Source organism: Holzapfeliella sp. JNUCC 72 (assembly GCF_053668685.1).
This window is the reverse complement of record NZ_CM132220.1, coordinates 323262-342760: the sequence shown is the minus strand read 5'-3', so window position 1 is coordinate 342760 and position 19499 is coordinate 323262. Positions and strand designations below refer to the sequence as shown.

General features: G+C 36.5%; 21 protein-coding genes, 1 tRNA gene and 1 rRNA gene. 10 read left to right on the top strand and 13 right to left on the bottom strand.

The features are described from left to right. Positions 1 to 3: 3 nt before the first annotated feature. The 3 genes from JNUCC72_RS01610 to JNUCC72_RS01600 form a co-directional block, all read right to left on the bottom strand. Positions 4 to 77: transfer RNA gene (locus JNUCC72_RS01610), tRNA-Ile, on the bottom strand. Positions 78 to 157: 80 nt separating this feature from the next. Beyond that, positions 158 to 1729, bottom strand: a 16S ribosomal RNA gene (locus JNUCC72_RS01605). 357 nt (positions 1730 to 2086) lie between these two features. Next, entirely contained in the window at positions 2087 to 2452 is a 366-nt protein-coding gene (locus JNUCC72_RS01600) for a CvfD/Ygs/GSP13 family RNA-binding post-transcriptional regulator (protein ID WP_454144248.1), read from the bottom strand. Positions 2453 to 2536: 84 nt separating this feature from the next. Between JNUCC72_RS01600 and JNUCC72_RS01595 the strand changes: the two genes are divergently transcribed. Together JNUCC72_RS01595 and JNUCC72_RS01590 are read left to right on the top strand one after the other, a co-directional pair. Next, positions 2537 to 3529, top strand: a complete 993-nt coding sequence (locus JNUCC72_RS01595; RefSeq protein WP_454144246.1) for an NAD(P)/FAD-dependent oxidoreductase — start codon at positions 2537 to 2539, stop codon at positions 3527 to 3529. 60 nt (positions 3530 to 3589) lie between these two features. Continuing rightward, a complete protein-coding gene (locus JNUCC72_RS01590; protein WP_056974401.1) occupies positions 3590 to 4228 on the top strand; it encodes a VTT domain-containing protein in 639 nt (212 codons plus the stop codon). Position 4229: 1 nt separating this feature from the next. On the opposite strand, the gene JNUCC72_RS01585 is transcribed toward JNUCC72_RS01590, so the two are convergent. From JNUCC72_RS01585 to JNUCC72_RS01565, 5 genes are read right to left on the bottom strand one after another with little or no spacing between them, the layout of a single operon-like run. Next, on the bottom strand, positions 4230 to 4835 hold the full coding sequence (locus JNUCC72_RS01585; protein ID WP_454144243.1) for a TIGR01906 family membrane protein: 606 nt from the start codon (positions 4833 to 4835) through the stop codon (positions 4230 to 4232). Position 4836: 1 nt separating this feature from the next. Continuing rightward, positions 4837 to 5607, bottom strand: a complete 771-nt coding sequence (locus tag JNUCC72_RS01580; RefSeq protein WP_454144241.1) for a TIGR01457 family HAD-type hydrolase — start codon at positions 5605 to 5607, stop codon at positions 4837 to 4839. Continuing rightward, entirely contained in the window at positions 5604 to 6059 is a 456-nt protein-coding gene (locus tag JNUCC72_RS01575; RefSeq protein ID WP_454144239.1) for a YutD family protein, read from the bottom strand. Before JNUCC72_RS01575 ends, JNUCC72_RS01580 begins: the two co-directional genes overlap by 4 nt. Positions 6060 to 6070: 11 nt before the next feature. Continuing rightward, positions 6071 to 7435: a bifunctional metallophosphatase/5'-nucleotidase gene (locus JNUCC72_RS01570; protein WP_454144237.1), complete on the bottom strand. Its 1365-nt coding sequence runs from the start codon at positions 7433 to 7435 to the stop codon at positions 6071 to 6073. Positions 7436 to 7453: 18 nt separating this feature from the next. Then, complete coding sequence (locus JNUCC72_RS01565) at positions 7454 to 7768, bottom strand: hypothetical protein (protein ID WP_454144683.1); 315 nt, start codon at positions 7766 to 7768, stop codon at positions 7454 to 7456. A 155-nt stretch (positions 7769 to 7923) separates the two neighbouring features. Between JNUCC72_RS01565 and pepV the strand changes: the two genes are divergently transcribed. The 4 genes from pepV (at position 7924) to JNUCC72_RS01545 (ending at position 10700) form a co-directional block, all read left to right on the top strand. Then, positions 7924 to 9327: a dipeptidase PepV gene (gene pepV / locus JNUCC72_RS01560; protein ID WP_454144235.1), complete on the top strand. Its 1404-nt coding sequence runs from the start codon at positions 7924 to 7926 to the stop codon at positions 9325 to 9327. Positions 9328 to 9408: 81 nt separating this feature from the next. Beyond that, complete coding sequence (locus tag JNUCC72_RS01555; RefSeq protein WP_454144233.1) at positions 9409 to 9831, top strand: hypothetical protein; 423 nt, start codon at positions 9409 to 9411, stop codon at positions 9829 to 9831. A 45-nt stretch (positions 9832 to 9876) separates the two neighbouring features. Then, the gene (locus tag JNUCC72_RS01550) at positions 9877 to 10269 is read left to right on the top strand and encodes a hypothetical protein (RefSeq protein WP_454144231.1); all 393 of its coding nucleotides are present in this window, start codon (positions 9877 to 9879) and stop codon (positions 10267 to 10269) included. A gap of 20 nt (positions 10270 to 10289) precedes the next feature. Further along, on the top strand, positions 10290 to 10700 hold the full coding sequence (locus JNUCC72_RS01545) for a hypothetical protein (RefSeq protein WP_454144229.1): 411 nt from the start codon (positions 10290 to 10292) through the stop codon (positions 10698 to 10700). Positions 10701 to 10736: 36 nt separating this feature from the next. Here the strand turns inward: JNUCC72_RS01545 and JNUCC72_RS01540 are convergent, their stop codons facing one another. From JNUCC72_RS01540 to JNUCC72_RS01530, 3 genes are all read right to left on the bottom strand, one after another. Continuing rightward, positions 10737 to 11462 (bottom strand): hypothetical protein, encoded by a 726-nt coding sequence (locus tag JNUCC72_RS01540; RefSeq protein ID WP_454144227.1) that lies wholly within the window; start codon positions 11460 to 11462, stop codon positions 10737 to 10739. A gap of 49 nt (positions 11463 to 11511) precedes the next feature. Continuing rightward, complete coding sequence (locus JNUCC72_RS01535; RefSeq protein WP_454144225.1) at positions 11512 to 12360, bottom strand: hypothetical protein; 849 nt, start codon at positions 12358 to 12360, stop codon at positions 11512 to 11514. Positions 12361 to 12512: 152 nt separating this feature from the next. Next, positions 12513 to 13757 carry a hypothetical protein gene (locus JNUCC72_RS01530; RefSeq protein WP_454144223.1) on the bottom strand — a complete coding sequence of 415 codons (1245 nt, stop codon included), beginning with the start codon at positions 13755 to 13757 and terminating at the stop codon, positions 12513 to 12515. Positions 13758 to 13944: 187 nt separating this feature from the next. On the opposite strand from JNUCC72_RS01530, the gene JNUCC72_RS01525 reads away from it, so the two are divergent. From JNUCC72_RS01525 to JNUCC72_RS01515, 3 genes are all read left to right on the top strand, one after another. Continuing rightward, positions 13945 to 14784: a GHKL domain-containing protein gene (locus JNUCC72_RS01525; protein ID WP_454144221.1), complete on the top strand. Its 840-nt coding sequence runs from the start codon at positions 13945 to 13947 to the stop codon at positions 14782 to 14784. 11 nt (positions 14785 to 14795) lie between these two features. After that, positions 14796 to 15536, top strand: coding sequence for a LytR/AlgR family response regulator transcription factor (locus JNUCC72_RS01520; RefSeq protein WP_454144219.1), 741 nt, complete (start codon positions 14796 to 14798; stop codon positions 15534 to 15536). A 64-nt stretch (positions 15537 to 15600) separates the two neighbouring features. Further along, a complete protein-coding gene (locus JNUCC72_RS01515; protein ID WP_454144217.1) occupies positions 15601 to 16269 on the top strand; it encodes a type 1 glutamine amidotransferase in 669 nt (222 codons plus the stop codon). A gap of 14 nt (positions 16270 to 16283) precedes the next feature. Here the strand turns inward: JNUCC72_RS01515 and JNUCC72_RS01510 are convergent, their stop codons facing one another. Then, on the bottom strand, positions 16284 to 17291 hold the full coding sequence (locus JNUCC72_RS01510) for a substrate-binding domain-containing protein (protein WP_454144215.1): 1008 nt from the start codon (positions 17289 to 17291) through the stop codon (positions 16284 to 16286). 149 nt (positions 17292 to 17440) lie between these two features. On the opposite strand from JNUCC72_RS01510, the gene JNUCC72_RS01505 reads away from it, so the two are divergent. Beyond that, a complete protein-coding gene (locus JNUCC72_RS01505; RefSeq protein WP_454144213.1) occupies positions 17441 to 18547 on the top strand; it encodes a M24 family metallopeptidase in 1107 nt (368 codons plus the stop codon). Positions 18548 to 18559: 12 nt separating this feature from the next. Here JNUCC72_RS01505 and JNUCC72_RS01500 read toward each other — a convergent pair whose 3' ends face one another. Then, positions 18560 to 19489 carry an alpha/beta fold hydrolase gene (locus JNUCC72_RS01500; RefSeq protein ID WP_454144211.1) on the bottom strand — a complete coding sequence of 310 codons (930 nt, stop codon included), beginning with the start codon at positions 19487 to 19489 and terminating at the stop codon, positions 18560 to 18562. Positions 19490 to 19499: the final 10 nt, after the last annotated feature.

The following is a 19499-nucleotide window of genomic DNA, read 5'->3' as shown; positions in this document are numbered from 1 at the left end:
AAATGGGCCTAAATGGACTTGAACCATCGACCTCACGCTTATCAGGCGTGCGCTCTAACCAGCTGAGCTATAGGCCCAATCCATTATGCTCCATTTTGAGAAGTAAACCCCTCAAAACTAAACAAAGTTTCAAATGTGTGTTTCCGTATATCCTTAGAAAGGAGGTGATCCAGCCGCAGGTTCTCCTACGGCTACCTTGTTACGACTTCACCCTAATCATTTGTCCCACCTTAGACGGTTGGCTCCAAAAGGTTACCTCACCGGCTTCGGGTGTTACAAACTCTCATGGTGTGACGGGCGGTGTGTACAAGGCCCGGGAACGTATTCACCGCAGCATGCTGATCTGCGATTACTAGCGATTCCAGCTTCATGCAGGCGAGTTGCAGCCTGCAATCCGAACTGAGGATGGTTTTAGGAGATTAGCTAAACCTCGCGGTATCGCTGCTCGTTGTACCATCCATTGTAGCACGTGTGTAGCCCAGGTCATAAGGGGCATGATGATTTGACGTCATCCCCACCTTCCTCCGGTTTGTCACCGGCAGTCTCACTAGAGTGCCCAACTTAATGCTGGCAACTAGTAATAAGGGTTGCGCTCGTTGCGGGACTTAACCCAACATCTCACGACACGAGCTGACGACAACCATGCACCACCTGTCATTTTGTCCCCGAAGGGAAAACCTAATCTCTTAGGTGGTCAAAAGATGTCAAGACCTGGTAAGGTTCTTCGCGTTGCATCGAATTAAACCACATGCTCCACCGCTTGTGCGGGCCCCCGTCAATTCCTTTGAGTTTCAACCTTGCGGTCGTACTCCCCAGGCGGAGTGCTTAATGCGTTAGCTGCAGCACTGAAGGGCGGAAACCCTCCAACACTTAGCACTCATCGTTTACGGCGTGGACTACCAGGGTATCTAATCCTGTTTGCTACCCACGCTTTCGAGCCTCAGCGTCAGTTACAGACCAGAGAGTCGCCTTCGCCACTGGTGTTCTTCCATATATCTACGCATTTCACCGCTACACATGGAGTTCCACTCTCCTCTTCTGCACTCAAGCTAATCAGTTTCTAATGCACTTCTCCGGTTAAGCCGAAGGCTTTCACATCAGACTTAATTAGCCGCCTGCGCTCGCTTTACGCCCAATAAATCCGGACAACGCTTGCCACCTACGTATTACCGCGGCTGCTGGCACGTAGTTAGCCGTGGCTTTCTGGTTAGTTACCGTCAAATAATAAACAGTTACTCTTATTATCTTTCTTCTCTAACAACAGAGTTTTACGAGCCGAAACCCTTCTTCACTCACGCGGCGTTGCTCCATCAGACTTTCGTCCATTGTGGAAGATTCCCTACTGCTGCCTCCCGTAGGAGTTTGGGCCGTGTCTCAGTCCCAATGTGGCCGATCACCCTCTCAGGTCGGCTACGTATCATCGCCTTGGTAAGCCATTACCTTACCAACTAGCTAATACGCCGCAGGTCCATCCTAAAGTGATAGCCGAAACCATCTTTTAAATAAGAAACATTCGATTCTTATTGTTATGCGGTATTAGCATCTGTTTCCAAATGTTATCCCCCGCTTTAGGGTAGGTTACCCACGTGTTACTCACCCGTCCGCCACTCGTTTGGATTCTTAGTCAAGTAGTGCAAGCACTACCATCATAAGAGCAAACTCGTTCGACTTGCATGTATTAGGCACGCCGCCAGCGTTCGTCCTGAGCCAGGATCAAACTCTCATTTTAGATTGTTTGACTTGCTCTTTTTAAAACTTACTAGCGAATTGACTTCGCTCATTGCTTGGGGTTAATTACCCCCACACATTTATGCGAAACTTTGTTCAGTTTTCAAAGGTCTACTTTGTTTAACAACTTCTCTATTATATCAAAGTTGATAACCAGTGTCAAGAAGTTTTTTTAAATTATTTTTTTCTTATGAAAGAATAATTTGTTTGTTCAACTTGACGACTTAATTAATATAACATATTCTCTTTTGCTTTGCAACTCTTTTTTTGAAATCTTTTTGATTTCGTTTGAGTTGCTTAGCTGTCGCTTTTCAACGACAAAGAATATCTTACCAGCTATCACCTCGTTTGACAAGGGTTATTTTGAAAATCTTTTCAAAGCTTGATAAACCCAAGGATTAATCTCTTCTGCAATCGTTGAAAAGCCTAAGTCAACGCGATAATCAGTCCAGTAGTGCTTGCGCTTACGACGTGTTACCTCATTAGCATCTTGCAATACTCTAACGGATAAACTAATCTGTCTAGAATACTCATCAATGTCAATAATCACTGCTTTTATGACTCTACCTACTTTAAAAGCATCCTCTAAGTTTGTTACAAATCCCTGTTTGCATTCTGAAATATGAATGAGTCCTTGCTTGTTATTACCTAAATCAACAAATACCCCGTAAGGTTGAATCCCATTTACTTTTCCTTCAACAATTTGACCTATTTTAAAATCCATTTGTACAATTCCTTTCTTTACATTAATATCATGACAGATGTAATCTTATATTGGAAGACTAATTTATAAATAAGGTGTGTATATATGATGACTAATTATGATGTTGCAATCATTGGTGGCGGACCAGTGGGTATGTTCGCTGCCTCTTTTTCAGCTCTGCATGGAGCTAAACCCATTATACTTGAAAGTTTATCCGAAATTGGCGGGCAACCAAAAATGATTTATCCCGAAAAAGATATCACAGACATCGCTGGTTTCAGCAAGATTTCTGGCGAAAAAATCACCCAACAATTACTAGAACAAGTGCAATCTTATGATGTTGCTATTCAAACTAATTTCAAAGTTTCTACTATAGAAAGAGCCGACTCTTACATCTTAAAAAGTGAGCAAGGCGAATCCGTGAAAGCCAAATCCATTATAATTGCTACAGGTAATGGCTCTTTCAACCCCAAGAAACTGCCTATCAAAATCAAAGACACTACTATTGAAGACAAAATTCATTATACTGTCTCTGAGATTGAAAAATTCACTGACAAAACCATTGCTGTTTTTGGTGGAGGCGACTCTGCAATTGACTGGGCTAATATGATTTCTGAGGTTGCTAAAAAAGTCTATGTCGTTCACAGACGTGATAGTTTTAGAGCGATGGCTTATAATGTTGACCAACTAAAAGCAAAGGAAAACGTTGAGTTTGTTACACCGTTTTTACCAAAAGATGTTGAACTAACCTCGACCAGTCAACTCGACTTCACTTTGAAACAACTCAAGCCTCAAACAGATCCTTACCATCTTATCTGTGACAACGCTATTGTTAGCTATGGTTTCAATACCACTAACCAGCTGCTTTCAGCTATTGACGTTGATACCGAAAGAGGCTTCATCTGTGTCGATGAAACAATGCAAACTAATCTACCGCACGTCTTTGCCATTGGTGACAGTATCACCCGCCCTGGCCACCTCCCATTAATCACACTTGGATTTGGCGAAGCACAAGTTGCCGTCACAACACTAATGAAAGACTTATTTACAGATAATAATATGGCTGTTCACTCAACCAGCTTAAACAAACCGCAATAACTCTCTTCATTAAAAACTGGTATACTAAGACAAGAAAACTAACATCTTAAGGAGTCCCTTATGCAACTGATTGATTTTATTTTACACATTGACCATCATTTGGTTAATGTGGTGAACAGTCTTGGCATCTATAGTTATGTCATTTTGTTCTTAATTATTTTTATTGAAACCGGATTGGTCGTCTTCCCTTTCTTACCGGGAGACTCATTGATTTTTGCCGCAGCCGCAATGTGTGCCAACCCAAAATATTCACTCAACATTTTCATCTGTTACCTCATTTTCATTGTTGCCGCCGTACTTGGAGATAGCTTAAATTATGAAATTGGCCGTTGGTCGAGTGAAAAAAGTGAAAAGAGTCAATTTTTAAATCGATTTATCAATAAAGATAAGCGACTAGCTGCCGAACACTTTTTTGAAAAGCATGGTGGCAAGACCATTTTACTAGCACGTTTCATTCCTTTTATCAGAACGTTCGTTCCCTTCGTTTCGGGAGCAAGTAAAATGTCTTATCCTCATTTCATCTTTTACAATGTCATAGGTGGCGTTTTATGGATTTCATTATTCTCAATTCTGGGCTATTTCTTTGGAAATATTCCACAAGTTCAAGACCACTTTTCGCTTATTGTCATTGCAATTGTCCTCATTTCTATTTTACCCATTGTTTTTATCTATTTCAAAAACAAAACAAAAAAAGCCTAACTCATCTGAGTTGGGCTTTTTTCTTCAGAGTAAACCATAACTGAATTTCATAACTTAATAATCCAATTGCAAACGTTGCTGCAAAAAATGTCTCCGGTAATACATTGATTATCGGATCTGTAGCTGGATCAAATAGCCAATCTTTATTACTAAACAGTGTCTCATGAAAAATAACAAAGAAACTATCAAAGTTCAATACTGCAAAAGGCACCACAATCAATGGAACAATCATACCCAAAATTAACACACTTTTAGATAATAGTTTATCCTTTAGTATCCATCGATAGAAAATACCTAGCACAATAAAAACGCCTAATGCTAGTAAAAAAAAGACTTTCACATCAGCAAAATGTTGTGCGCCATTAACTGAGGTCGGAAAATCAGACATTTTTAGCACGGTTTGAAACGGCCAAAGCAAATAAATCATTAATTGGGTGTAGTTACCCATAATTGTTTCAGCACTAAAGCTAGTGATTTTAGTAATATCTGTTGTCTTCAAAAAGATATACAACAATGGGAAACTCGCAACAATAGCAAGTACCACAGCAGATGCCAATGAAAAAACAATAGCATACAAGCTTTTTAGCCAGCTCTTTACTGACACCATATTAAACTTCCCATTCGGACAAGGAATTAACAATATGTGTTGGTTTGTCTTTAACTGCTGCAATTTGTTCAGGTGTTGATACACCTGTGTAAACCAAGATAGTATCCAGATGACTATTAATTCCTGACATGATATCAGTCTTATAGTTATCACCGACAACGGCAACATCTGACTTATCCAATTGCAGTTGTTTCATTGCTAAATCGACAATGATTTTTTCTGGTTTTCCCATTACAACTGGCTTTTGCCCTGTAGCTGTTTCTACCATTTTTAAAATTGTACCTGCTCCAGGAATTAGCCCTTCATGGCTTGGTAAATTAGTATCGGCATTTGTTCCAATAAATTTAGCACCGTTTGAGATTAATAATGTCGCTTTTTTGACTTTGTTGTAAGTTAAATCTTGATCCATTCCAACAACAACATAATCAGGTGAGATTGGATCATAAATGCATCCCGAATCTAACAATGAACGGTAAAGTCCCACTTCACCAATAATATAAACACGTGGATTTTCAATACCTTGGTCATGAATGTATTCAGCTGTTGCCATGCTTGGTGTATAAATGTGAGTCACATCTGTCTTAACACCGTGCTTAGCTAATTTATCGACTACCATTTGTGGTGTACGGGTTGAATTGTTAGTCAAAAAGATATGTGGAATATTTTTTTCTTGCAGGCGTTCAACAAACTCTTTTCCTGCTTCAATCGTTTCATTCCCACGGTAGATTGTCCCATCTAAGTCAATTAAATATCCTTTATAGGTTTGGCTCATAGTCGTTCTCTCTTTCTTAATACAAAGTTTTTTTGAGGTTGCGTCTTTTTATTCTTAGTTCGGTAGAACTTGGATTGTTTAACTTTTAGTTTTTGCTTAACAATTCCTGTTTTTTCCAAAACAAAGTAAGCTGCACCTGGATTAACATACTCCATTAAATAGTCTTCAATTGTATTTGCATATTGATCAAGATGCGCACGTTTTTTCTTTCCAACAAAGAAGCCTTTAAAACGTAACTTATCATCTGCAATATCGCCGACAATATAATCATATTTCAACAAGAAAGGGTCAAAGCGTTCCTTCAATAGCTCAACATCCAACGCATCATTATAATTCATTGTAATATCGTAAATCGCGTCTTCTATCTTCAATTTATCATCTGATTGACGTTCGACTCTAGCTAATTTGTGATAACGCTGTTTAACTTTCTCTTTTTCTTTTTCGTCTTTCAAATTATCACCACTTATTCTTTTATAGGATAGGTTTCTTTCAAGTAATGGTTAACGCTGTCGCGTAAGAACTCAGGAAATAGAAATTCAACATCACCCGTAATTTCAATTGTTGGGAAAAATGGAATAAAGAAGTAATGATCAACTGTGGTTAATGTGTATACCTTACCCAAGTCTATCGGCTGTCCGTTGACAAACACTTGTTTGGTAGCAGCATCATATTCAATACCTAGATATTTAATATCGCCAAATATTTTTCCTCTAAATCCCATTCCTCTCATTGGATAATGAGATAAGAACAGACGCATTTTTTCCATTTCACGAATTAATCGCCATAAATTATACCCGCTTAACTTCACACGAATCAAGTGCATTGGATGTGGCAATGATTGATGTAAATCGTCATAAGTTATCACACCTGGGTTAAAAGGTGTAACTGCTAGTCCTGAATTCAAGATAGCTAAATCAGTTCCCGCTTGTTTAGCCACACTTTTTAGTAAAACCTGGTAAGTTTGTTCTGCATCTTCAAATTTTTGAGGTAATTCTGCTACTTTTTCTTTTTGTAGCTGTTCATGCCCTTTTGTTAACCAGCCTTGTATTTGAGCGTCATCGCTTGGATCTTCAGGTAAACTCTCAGTTGGAATTGTTTTAGCTGTTACATTTGATACAGTGCCATCATCGGCAAAAGTTAGCTGAACATCTCCAATATTTTGACCATACTTACCTGCTGCTGCAAGCATTGTCTGATTAACTTGTTCTCCTTGAGGAAGTAAGTGATGCGTATGTGAACCTAGAATTAAATCAAGCTCAGGATAAGCTTTAGCCAACCTTCTATCTGTTGGCAAACCTAGATGACTAAGCAAAATAATAGCAGACACTTTTTGCGCCTTTAGTTCAGCAATAACTCCAGGTAGCACTTCATCAACTTCTTTAATTGACCAGCCATTAGGACCATAGGTTAAAGGGTAACAAGCCGTCATACCAATAATACCAACTTTATGGTGGGCGTGTGTTTCCATAATCTTATAAGGTTGTTGTGCAAATTTTGGGCGTTGACCATTTTTTTGATAAAGATTATCTAAAATAACATCAAATTGCGCATGGTCAAACAGATGCTGCAGTTGATCATGACTATTACCGATTCCTTCATTATTACCAATAGTTACAGCGTTATATCCAGCCTCATTCATCAAATCAATATTGATTTGACCATCTGTTGCTTCGGTTAAAGGATGCCACTTATCCATGAAATCGCCGATGTCAAATAATAATAAGTCAGGGTCTTGTTCCCTAGCTTGTTTAATATACCTTGATATTTTAGGCCACTCTTCAAAATGCGAATGTAAATCGTTTGTATGTAATATTCTAATGTTTTCCAAAACTTGTCACACCTTTCATTACTTAATATTGTTAGATCTTAATACCGTTTCAAAAGCCTCCTTAATTTTTCCTTCAGGTTTTTTCCATTCTTCAAACTCAGTCAGTTCAGGTTCAGGAAAAGTATAATTGTCATTGATGTATTGTTCATAAGTCACCAAGCTAGGTGATCTTGGAATATTGAGCTGCACAATTCTTACTTCTTTAATCAAGTTCTTAATGGCTGCTTTTTCAGCGCGACCATTCATCATGATATTAGCAATTTCATAATATTTGGAACCATCATTTCGAGTAATTTGCTCAATCAAATCAAAATACTGATATGCTTGCATAATAATCTCTTTCTTTTATGAGTTTTAACTATCTGATATATGTCTAGTTTATCATAATCTATTTTTAATACACTAGGATTACGTGTGCTAATCATTTTTATAATCTCTGGATTAAATCTATGTTAAAATATCATTAACACCTTAAAGGAGGAACTGATATGACTTTAAATTACAAAGAATTAGCTAAAAAATACGAAGCTGATTTACTTGAAGACTTAAAAAACTTAGTCGCTATTGATAGTTCAAGAGATGTTGAACACAAAACTGACGAATTCCCTCTAGGACCTGGTCCTGCTAAGGGTCTTCAACAATACTTAGACTACGCCAAACGTGATGGCTTCACGTTCAAAAACGTCGATAATCTAGCTGGCCGTGTTGAATATGGTGACGCTACTGAAGACGATGTTTTAGGTATTATTGCTCACGCTGACGTTGTCCCTGCTGGCGATGGTTGGGATACTGAACCCTTCACTATGATTGAAAAAGACGGTAAACTTTACGGCCGTGGAACTGCTGATGACAAAGGTCCTGGTCTTGCTGCTTACTACGCTTTGAAGATTCTAAAAGATGAAGGCGTTAAGTTATCAAAACCTGTTCACTTCATCATCGGAACTGATGAAGAAAGTAACTGGGAAGGATTAACTCATTACCTTAAATCAGAAAGACGTCCTGATATTGTCTTCTCTCCTGATGCTGAATTTCCTATCATCAATGGTGAAAAAGGAATTGCAACATTTATCGTTGATTTTAAAGACAACTCACAAAACGGCGACGTTAAACTAGTTTCTTTTGAAGCTGGTCAACGTACTAACATGGTTCCTCACACCGCCTATGCTACACTTAGTGGTCTTGATTTTGCAAAAGTTCAACCTGCATTTACTGAATTCTTAAAAAATCACCAACTAACTGGGGATGCAAAAGAAGAAAACGGTCAAATCAACTTAACTTTAACTGGTAAAGGTGCTCACGGTTCAGAACCTGAACTTGGTCGTAATGCTGCCACTTACTTAGCAAAATTCCTAGTTAACTTCGACTTTTCAGGTCAAGCTAAACACTATCTAGAATTTACAGCTAATACATTGCATGAAGACTTCAAAGGTGAAAAAGCAGGAATTGCTCATCACGATGAACTAATGGGAGATGCTTCTTCTTCTCCTAACATTTTTGCTTTCAATGAAGACAACCAAACAATTGCAATCAACGTCCGTTACCCTCAAGGCACTAGCGATGACAAAATCACTGCTGGTTTACAACAAACTATTGGCGACGTTGCAACTGTTTTCGTTGATGGTCATGCTCAAGAACCTCACTATGTTTCAAAAGACAGCGAACTGGTTCAAACACTATTACGCGTTTATGAAAACCAAACAGGTAATAAAGGTCATGAACAAATCATCGGTGGTGGAACTTACGCTCACATTTTTGACAATGGTGTCGCTTTTGGTGCTCAACCAGAAACACAAGAAAATGTTATGCACCAACCAAATGAATACATGCTAAAACAAGCGTTATTCGATGCAGTTGCTATCTACATGGAAGCCATTTATGAATTAGCTAAATAATAATTTTTAAAAGTCTTGGAGATATCCAGGGCTTTTTTTATTGCATCAAAAGCATGTTATACTAAACCTTCAACAGGCTACTTGGGGGGAATTATTATCACTTTAATTACTACACTCTTTTTTAATTACAAAGTAATTGATAAAAAATTGATTATAGAAGGAATCGTAGGACTGGGGATTATTTATATTTTGAATATGTTTACTTTTTCAAGTTTTTACCATCTTTATCCTTTAGCAATCAATGCTATTTTGTCAGGAATCAAGAAGGCTTGGGATGATGAGGAAGGTGCATTAGACTGTCGTATTTCTGATAAATATTACTTACGTCATCCCTTATTTTTTGTTACTGGGATTTTGACATTTCTTTGGATACCACTTTACTGGTGGCAAATAGAAAATTTCTATATTCCACATAATGAAAATAACTCGATTACCTCTATTTTTTTGATTGTCTTTGGATTTATATTTCTCTATAAGGGAACTGAGTTAATCAAAAACAGTTAAGCTACTTTATGTCATTACTTTATTGAAGACTTGGAGGATTATATTATGAAGACAATTTTCAAAAATTTCTTTACGAACTATCAGTTAAAAGATAAAAAGCAGGTCATATCCGGATGTGCTATCTTAGTTATTTTCAATATCTTAGATTATTTAACGGGCTACTCTTCAACATCCATTGCAATGTACTGTTTGGGAACATACCTGATAACTTCAGGATTGATTAAAAAGAAAAGTGACTACTATCAAATTTCAAAAAACTATTATCTTAAAAATCCACTGTCACTATTAGCAGGAATTATATTGTTAATTGCAATACCTCTATATTTATTATTTGTTAATCAAAATCTCCTATTATGGGGAAGACTATTTGAGGTAGCAATACTAAGTTTTTCAGTATTTGCTTCTTTTTTAGGAGCCTTCTTGTTCAAAAAGCAGTAATTATGGAGGATTTTTATATCATGAAAAAAACTTACAATTGGTTATTTGCTAACCATAAAATTACGGATAAGCCCGGAATTTTTGCGACTATTATCTTAACCCTTGCCACCATTTACTTTTCAATACAGATGCGCGAAGTTTTTCTATGGCCATATCCGATTATCTTATTTTCGTTATCAAAATCTATCAATCGTGATTGGTCTGATCAAAAAGAACGCTATCACTATCGTCTTTCAAAAAATTACTATATCTGTGAACCAATCATATTTTGTTTAAGTGCTATAGTCTTACTGACAGGAGCTATTTATTGGCTAATGATACCAAACTTCAATGTATCAACAGCAGCCGAAATGATGACTGTAATTAACACCTTAGTTTATGGTGCTGTTTCCTTATTTACCAGCATTAGAAGACTACAACCAAAAAAATAACCTTGATTAAAAACCAAGGTTATTTTTTATATTAAGCTAAATTCTACCTTTGATTGTTTGTCTTCTAAAAGCAATATAGTTAATTAAACAAGCGCCCAAAAGCAACATACTAAATTCAGCTAAATTAGCTCCTATGTTAGTACTTGCAAAGGTAGCAACGGGCATATAGTGAATAAGCTCCCAAATACCGATGACAAAAATAACAAAGTAACTACCACCAACATACACTGCCAGTGCTGTTAAAAATCCGGCAGCTTCATTATTAAATAACTTTGTCGTTGCAAAGCTTAAACAACCATACACAAATCCAAAAACACTAAGGTTAATAAGGTTAATTATTAAATAAAATAACGGACTAACTTCAATTATTTGTCTAAAAACCATTAGTGTCTGCGGAACACCGTTATTGCCATCTACAATAATCGAGATAATCGCTAGCACAGCAGCGGGTACCAAATATGATAAAGCACCTACTACCCCAGCGGTTAAGAAAGAAACTTTATGTTTGGTTTGCGCCAGTCTTGCTTTATCTTTTAAGCCCAAAAATACAGCTATCGTTGGCACAAATACAGCTAAATAGGTTAAAGACGAACCACTACCTCCATACAACCCTTCAAAAAATAAAGCATAACTTTTGCCAGGTATTCTTTGGTTCCAGCCTGAAATAATATTAATTAAGAAAATAATGATCACAAAGATTTGGGACCCTATAAAATAATTTGATTGCAATCTTACTTTTAAATCTTGTCTAATTTCACTCATACTGCCTCCCAGTTATCCGCAACTAATTAATCGATTTATCACTCAACTATTAATCTAAATGAGATAGTGCATAATTAATTTCTGAATCCGTAAACTTCATATTAACTAAAGTTTCTTTAATTTCATTTTTAGGAGCTTGGGCACGTTGCATTGATTCTGCTGATCTTAGCGCAATTTTTGCAAAATCAATCTGACTGTCATCCAAGATTCTTGCTATAAAACTTCCGTAATCTTTCGTTTGATCAATAACAGATTGTCTTGATTGTTGAATAAAGTCAGGATTATCTTTATTTTCATTAACTTTTTTTAGGAAAAACCGATAATCCACTTCATCATCTGTACGACTTTCAGGTAATGGTTCAAGCGTTTGTACTGTCTTTTGCTTTCTACTATTTTCTGAAATTAACTCAACCGTTGAACTGCCAATCCAGGTATTATTACCCACATTATAATAAGACTGATTGCCACTAATTTGTCTTCCAAAAACTTTCCAAGTTGTTCCACGTTTGAAATTACCACTTTCAACTGCATCAGCTTTAACTTGAACAATTCCGTCCATTTCCTGTTTAGCTGTTTCATTGCCTAAATCAAAGTAGTCACTGTCCACATATTCATTGTTACCAACCTTGTACCATAATTTTTCTGCATTCCCTACCATTTCTGCCTCTAAATCAATAATTTTCCAAGCAGAATCCGTTGGCAAGTAATGTCCCGTAGGCTGAAAATGATGATTGCTATCTAATTGCCATGTGGAAACCCCGAAACCTTTGACATAATTAGCTGTTGCTGTTTTATCAAAAATCTCTCTAGCCTGTGTATCTGAACCTGTTTGAGCAAAACTCAACCCAATAGCAGCAGTTGCTACTGCCAATCCTGAAATAATCGTTGTTTTCTTCATATGTATGTCCTCCTTATTTATCCTAGTCCCCAGAGTAACCGATAAACTGGTTGCTTAGAACCCGCCAATGCCAAGCTTTATTAAAAGTTAATGAACTTTAGAAAAAATAAAAGAAGCTAATTGACATTAAACTGTCAATTAGCTTCTTAGCATTATTTCACTTGTGATTGTTTTTGTTGTTCAATCATTTGGTTAACTAACTGATTGGCTTGATCAGCAGGTACGTTTGATTGAACCAGGTAATTGTAAGCTTTATCTTTATTGATTGTGCCATCTTCATTTAGAAATTGGCTGGTCACTTGATTCATTGATTGTTGCACTTGCTTTTGGATTTGTTCTAAAAAGTTTTGTGAACTTGCTTGAATCGAAGCTTGAGATTGTGTCATTTGTTCAGTAAATTGTTTAGCTTCTTGTTCTGGCATCCCTGCTTGAACAGCGTAGTTGTAAACTTTTGCTTGGTCAACGTTACCATTTTGATCTAACAATTGTTTTGAAAATGATGTCATCACCTTATTGAAGTTGTCAGTCAAGCTATTATTAGCTAAGTCCTCTTTAGATAAGTTAATATTATCAACAACTAATTTAGCCATTTGTTCTGGCATTGAAGCTTTATGTAGTAATTGATAAATTTTATCCTTGTTTAAATTACCGTCCTGATCAGTAAATGCTTTTGTAATGGCTTGAGACAATTGCTTCATTGTGCCTTCAGGATCTTTTTCAAGCTGTCTTAAAGTCTGTGTTGTTACATCTGGTAGTGACGGCTCAATTTGATTTTTGAATCTCGTTAACATTGTTGAGATAAAATTGTAATCAATTGTATCATCTTCATTTGAAGTTAACGGTGTAAATCCTGTAAATGCTTTTTGGCCTCTTGAATTTTCAGAAACAATTGCAGCATCACTAGCACTCACCCATTGGTCAGGACCAACTAAATAGAAGACTTGACCATTATTGACGAAGCGCATTGAAGTACGCCATTCACTACCTGATGGCACAGCCCCAACCACTTGTTGGGATGCGGAGATAAGTGGTGCTTGGCCTTGTTTTGTTACCTTAACAACTGCATCTAATTCTTGATATGAAATTTCATTACCCAAGTCAAAATATTGACTGTTAGCATATTCCCCATTACCAACACCATACCAAAGTGAGTAGTTATCTGGTGAGGTCATTTCTGTCACGCGCCACTTCGTTCCATTATTTAAGTAGTGACCACTTGGTTCAAATTGACCATTAACAGACTTCCAAGTTGCTGGACCAAAGCCATCCACATAGTTTGATGTTGCTGTCTTATCGTAAATTGCTTTAGCTTGTGCTTCTTGTTGTGGTTGAGATAATGTCAATCCAAAAGCAGCTGTTGCTAACGCTAGTCCTGATACTAAATATGATTTTTTCATTTTGTTTCCTCCAATAGCTTAAGTTGTGACGTAGTATAACAAACTGAGCTTTATCTCGAAATATTATTTTTAAAAATTTAATAATTTTCAACGCCCAAGCTAAAAATCTTAACACTCGGGGTATTTCTATTAAAATACACTTATTATCCGTTACAATGTAGCTATAACTACTACATGGAGGATTTTTATGAAAAAATTACGTCAACTTATTCAATCGCTAATCGTATTTACTGCACTTTCAATAATAGGAGGTCTCAGCCTAATCAATTCTAGTAATTGGATACATGCAACAATTTGCATATTAGGTGCCTTAGGTAATGGATTCTTAGCCTACTCATTTGGCAAAAGTATTCTTGAATGGATTCAAATCTTGCATGACAATTCTGAGTCCCTTGAAGCTTATTCCACACAATTAAGTGACGAGTATCAAACCGTTAGCCAATTTAAACACGATTACAAACATATGATGGCATCCCTTTCACATCTTGCTGATAAGCAAGATAACAATGAACTGAAAGATTACCTTAACCGTTTTGACCAATACAGCAAAACGCAACTCCAAACACCCGCTTTTGATCACTATAAAGATATCAAAAATATTCACGTTCACTACCTTAGAAGTCTTCTTATTAAAGCTATTAATCAAAGTCAAGGAACCCATACAATCATCACTATCCATTGTCCTGATGAGATTACAGAAATTCCGATGGAAGAGTTTGATTTCTTGCGAATCATTGGCAACTGGTTATCCAATGCCAATCAGGTAGAGCTTGACCATCAAAAAATCGAGATTAAAATAGACCAATTAGATGATTTATTTACACTAAGTATCACAAATCAGATACCTAAAAATCAGACAATCAACTTACAACAAATTCGAAAGTCGCGCTTTACAACTAAGCCGAACCACAAAGGCTATGGTCTACCCTTAGTTGACAGTATCAGTAAACATCATAAAAATGCTTTGATCGATTACAGCACCTCAAACAACTCATTCACAGCTCAACTAACCTTAACCAAACGCTAAAAGGAGTAACTATGTCAATTTCGATTTATGTTTGCGAAGACAATCCCACACAGTTATCACTCATTGAAACAATCATCACAGACTATCTTTTATTTCACGAAGAAAGATTTAACTTAACTTTGGCAACAACCTCTCCAGATCACTTCAAATCCGCTATCACTTCAATGACTTCAAAAAACAACTTGTATTTTTTGGATTTAGAATTAAACCACCCACTATCAGGATTAGATTTAGCTAAAATTATTCGTCAAAATGATCCTGAAGGTAAAATTATCTTTATTTCAAATTACGATTCAGTTATCACTCAATCAGTCCATCAACACATTGAACTTCTTGGATTTATCGACAAATCATTAAGCCAAACAGGACTGAGAGCTGAACTTTTCAAATTGATGGAGTTAGCTGAGAATCGCATCTATCAGCAACTCCAAAACAAGCAACAGCTTTTTTCATTCAAAGTTGGCACAATGATTTATAATTTAAATTTATCTGATATTTTATCCATCAAATCAAGCAAAAACCATCAACTAATACTGCAGACAAGAACCAGCTCCCATTCTTTTTATGGCACATTAAAAGAACTACTTGCCAAGTATCCACAATTTTTACAAATTAGTCGAACCACGTTAGTTAATCCAATAAATGTTTCTCAAATTGACTTTGCTAAACGACATCTCTTTTTTGATAAATACACTTCTTGTAAGTTCTCAATCCGCTATACACAATCTGTTAAATCTTTCTTTTTAACTTAACTTGCTACATTCATCCATCTCATATAAACTTAACTTCAAATAATTAACGATTGAGGTGCAACAGATGAGAATTAATGTTTTGCAACACACACCTAATGAAGGTGTCGGTTCTATTGGTGCTTGGGCAAAAGAAAATCATCACGATTTATTTATCTATCATCCTTATTTTTATGATGGTGTTCTCCCAACGGCTGAACAAACCGATTTACTTATTATTTTAGGTGGACCAATGAGTCCTAATGATTCCGATAGTTGGATTATGGCTGAAAGAGATTTAATCAGAGAACTCATCAAGCAACAAAAACCAATCTTTGGTGCTTGTTATGGTGCTCAGCAAATCACAAAAGCATTAGGCTACACTGTGACTAAAGCACCAATTAAAGAAGTCGGCTGGGATAAAGTCTATCTTGAATCTAATATTATTCCAGATATTCCAAAAGAATTGACGGCCCTTCACTGGCATGAAGAAACCTTCCAAATCCCACATGAAGCAGATTTAATCTTCTCAAGTCAATATTTAACCAATCAAGGATTTATTCTAAATAATAATGTCATTGGCCTACAATTCCACTTTGAACCCGAAGATATGAACGTCAAAGAAATGGTCACAAATGATTTTCCTTACATTAAAGATTCTGTTTTAGGCCAATCTGCTGAAGACATCTTAGATTTCAACGTTCCAAAAGAAAATAAAGAAGTCATGTTCAAGCTACTTGATTTCATCACAAAATAAAATAACGCTGAGACTTAACTCTCAGCGTTATTTTTTGTACTACTTCGATTAATCGTTTGATAAGGCAAAATAACTTGATGCCCTTTTAGTTCTTGCTTTTGCATCAATTTTGTCAACATTCTCATTGCAACCGCTCCCATATCGTAAAGCGGTTGACTGATTGAAGATAGTTCTGGTCGTGACATTAGTGCTAATTTGGTATTCATAGCAGACATCACTTCCAGTTCTTCTGGAATTTTGACGTTTTTATCTTTTGCTGCATTTAAAATACCAATAGCCACACTATCATCAGTTGTGAGAACAGCTTGAATGCCTCTTGATCTTAACTCATCAAAAATAGCTAAGCCACTTTCATAGCCATACCCTGCATCGATCACTTCAAACTGAACAGTTGGATGATTCTTTTCTGCTAAAGCCATTCCCTCACAGCGAAAATCTTGATTAACATTAGTGCTTTTATCTTGCACGACTAATGCAATTGAATCATGTCTTTGCGCAAAGTCTTCCATTACGCCATACGTTGCTTGCTTGTAGTCAATATTGACGGAAGGTAGTTGTCTTTTGTAGTCGACTACCCCCGCTAATACTGTTGGAATCCCTTTTTCATATAGCAGGTCACAAACTTCATTTGAAATATCATATGACATGTAAACAATGCCATCAACTTGCTGAGAAAATAGGCTTTTTAAAACTTCTTTTTCGTTTTGATGGCTAATGCTTGAACTCATCAAAATGATATTGTAGTTGTACAATTTTGATACATCATCAATACCTTGTGCCAACTCGTTAAAATAAGCATTATTCAAATCAGGTAAAAAAATCCCGATTGTTGTTGTTTTTTGGCTAGCTAATCCTCTTGCAACCGCATTAGGATGATAGCCCATGTCTTCTATTATTTGTTGAACTTTTTGTCTTGTTGCTTCTTTTACTTTTCCTGTGCCATTGACCACTCTTGAAACAGTCGCCATCGACACATCGGCTTTTTTCGCTACATCGTATATGGTGATTGTTCTTTTCTTCATAAACTTATCCTCACGCTATTCATCACTACTTCCTAGTTTAAAATTAGCAAATTTACACCAGTTTTGCAAACGCTTACTTTATTATAAAAAAATTAAAATTTATGCTATAATCAAAAAACAAACTTAAAAGAAAAGAAGGTACGTCATCTATGGAAAAAATTAATCAACTAAAAAATTGGTTACATGATAACAACATTGATGTTGCTTACATTAGTAATCCAAAAAATGTTCACTACTTTACAGGATTTGAATCACACCCTGAAGAACGAATTATGGGGCTTTTCGTTCTTAAGAACGCTGATCCTTTCCTATTCACACCTCAACTAGATGTTGAAGTTGCTAAAGCATCCGGTTTTAAATACGATGTCTTTGGCTATCTTGACCATCAAGATCCTTTCGCTTTAATTGCTGATCATATCAAAGACCGCCAAAAAGAAAATATTTCATGGGCAACTGAAAAAGATAGTCTTCCAGTCGAAAAACTTGAAGCCATGCAAGAAGAATTTCCTAACGCACAATTCAAACACTCACTTACTCGTTTGATTCAAGAAATGCAATTATATAAATCACAAGATGAGCTTGATTTAATGATTAAAGCTGGACAAGACGCTGATTACGCTTTTCAAGTTGGATTTAACGCTTTAAGAAACGGTATCAGCGAAAAACAAGTGGTTGCTGAAATCGAATATGCGCTTCAAAAACGCGGTGTCATGCATACTAGTTTTGATACAATCGTTCAAGCAGGTAAAAACGCCTCAAATCCTCATGGTGCACCAACTGATACTCAAATTTCACCAAATCAGTTAGTCTTATTTGATTTAGGAACAGTCAACCAAGGTTATATGAGTGATGCCTCTCGTACTGTTGCTTATGGTACGCCTAGTGAAAAAGAACTTGAAATTTACCAAGTTGTTTTAGAAGCTCAACTTGCTGCACAAGAAGCTGCTAAACCAGGTGTTTATGCTTCAGAACTTGATAAAGTTGCTCGTGATGTGATTACAAAAGCTGGCTATGGCGAATTCTTCGTTCACCGCTTAGGTCATGGTATTGGTACTTCAACTCACGAATATCCTTCATTAATGGAACACAACAACTTAGAACTTAAAGCTGGTATGGCCTTCTCAATCGAGCCAGGTATTTATATTCCAGGTGTTGCTGGTGTTAGAATCGAAGATTGTGGTTACTTAGATGATGAAAAATTCAATTCATTTACACATACACCTAAAGACCTAACAGAAATCATGGTTAGAGATTAAATTAAAAACATCTTACTTTTGTAAGATGTTTTTTTGTATCCATGATTCAATAACCTCATAGATAGTCTTTTTTTCGTTTTCAAATAACAGTTCATGACGTAATCCAGGTATCAACTCAAGTTGAACGTCGGGTAATCCTGCGGACTTCAATTCTTGATAAACTTTTTTAGGACCTTTTCCATAATCCCCCACTGGATCATCACTACCGCTTATAACTAAATAAGCCACTTTTGGATCAAGATGGTTAGCCCAATGAACTTTTGTTGCTTGAGCAATCAATTTAAATAGCGTATAAAAACCATTATTAGTAAACGTAAATCCCATAAGTTTATCTTTTTCGTATGCGTTAACGTTGGCCTGATTTTGACTTAACCAATTAAAGTTGCCTGGTTCCTCAAAATGACGACTATAACTACCAAAAACAATCCGATTCAGCAGTGGATTAACTTTTTTAGGCGCAAGTTGATTTAAAATTGATGATAATCCTCGAGCTAGTGGCAAGGCTGCTGGACGTTTGCCTGTCCCCATCAAAATAACACCCGCTATGTCTGAATTGTTTTCTTGATTTTGCAAATATTGACGCACAGCAAAAGATCCCATACTATGACCCAAAATAATGTGAGGAATATCTTCGAAATAATCAGCTACCCAATCCGTTACTTGATTGATATCTTCGATTACAACTTGGCTAGATTGATGTGCTGCAAAGTACCCGTAGTTAGGATTAACTTCATCAACAGACTGGCCATGTCCCAAGTGATCATGTCCAATTACAGCATAACCTAACTGAGTTAAATACTGCGCAAAATCTTGATATCGCTCAACATATTCGGCCATCCCATGAACAATCTGAATTGTTGCTCGTGGCTTTCGATTGGGTAGCCAATAAACCAAATGAACACCGGTTTGTTCATCTGCAGATAAAAAAGTTAACTGCTTCATTTTTATTTCC

Coding starts and splice junctions, on each gene's coding strand:
- JNUCC72_RS01600 (WP_454144248.1), bottom strand. CDS start 2,452: ATGGATTTTAAAATAGGTCAAATTGTTGAAGGAAAAGTAAATGGGATT.
- JNUCC72_RS01595 (WP_454144246.1), top strand. CDS start 2,537: ATGATGACTAATTATGATGTTGCAATCATTGGTGGCGGACCAGTGGGT.
- JNUCC72_RS01590 (WP_056974401.1), top strand. CDS start 3,590: ATGCAACTGATTGATTTTATTTTACACATTGACCATCATTTGGTTAAT.
- JNUCC72_RS01585 (WP_454144243.1), bottom strand. CDS start 4,835: ATGGTGTCAGTAAAGAGCTGGCTAAAAAGCTTGTATGCTATTGTTTTT.
- JNUCC72_RS01580 (WP_454144241.1), bottom strand. CDS start 5,607: ATGAGCCAAACCTATAAAGGATATTTAATTGACTTAGATGGGACAATC.
- pepV (WP_454144235.1), top strand. CDS start 7,924: ATGACTTTAAATTACAAAGAATTAGCTAAAAAATACGAAGCTGATTTA.
- JNUCC72_RS01550 (WP_454144231.1), top strand. CDS start 9,877: ATGAAGACAATTTTCAAAAATTTCTTTACGAACTATCAGTTAAAAGAT.
- JNUCC72_RS01545 (WP_454144229.1), top strand. CDS start 10,290: ATGAAAAAAACTTACAATTGGTTATTTGCTAACCATAAAATTACGGAT.
- JNUCC72_RS01540 (WP_454144227.1), bottom strand. CDS start 11,462: ATGAGTGAAATTAGACAAGATTTAAAAGTAAGATTGCAATCAAATTAT.
- JNUCC72_RS01535 (WP_454144225.1), bottom strand. CDS start 12,360: ATGAAGAAAACAACGATTATTTCAGGATTGGCAGTAGCAACTGCTGCT.
- JNUCC72_RS01530 (WP_454144223.1), bottom strand. CDS start 13,757: ATGAAAAAATCATATTTAGTATCAGGACTAGCGTTAGCAACAGCTGCT.
- JNUCC72_RS01525 (WP_454144221.1), top strand. CDS start 13,945: ATGAAAAAATTACGTCAACTTATTCAATCGCTAATCGTATTTACTGCA.
- JNUCC72_RS01520 (WP_454144219.1), top strand. CDS start 14,796: ATGTCAATTTCGATTTATGTTTGCGAAGACAATCCCACACAGTTATCA.
- JNUCC72_RS01515 (WP_454144217.1), top strand. CDS start 15,601: ATGAGAATTAATGTTTTGCAACACACACCTAATGAAGGTGTCGGTTCT.
- JNUCC72_RS01510 (WP_454144215.1), bottom strand. CDS start 17,291: ATGAAGAAAAGAACAATCACCATATACGATGTAGCGAAAAAAGCCGAT.
- JNUCC72_RS01505 (WP_454144213.1), top strand. CDS start 17,441: ATGGAAAAAATTAATCAACTAAAAAATTGGTTACATGATAACAACATT.
- JNUCC72_RS01500 (WP_454144211.1), bottom strand. CDS start 19,489: ATGAAGCAGTTAACTTTTTTATCTGCAGATGAACAAACCGGTGTTCAT.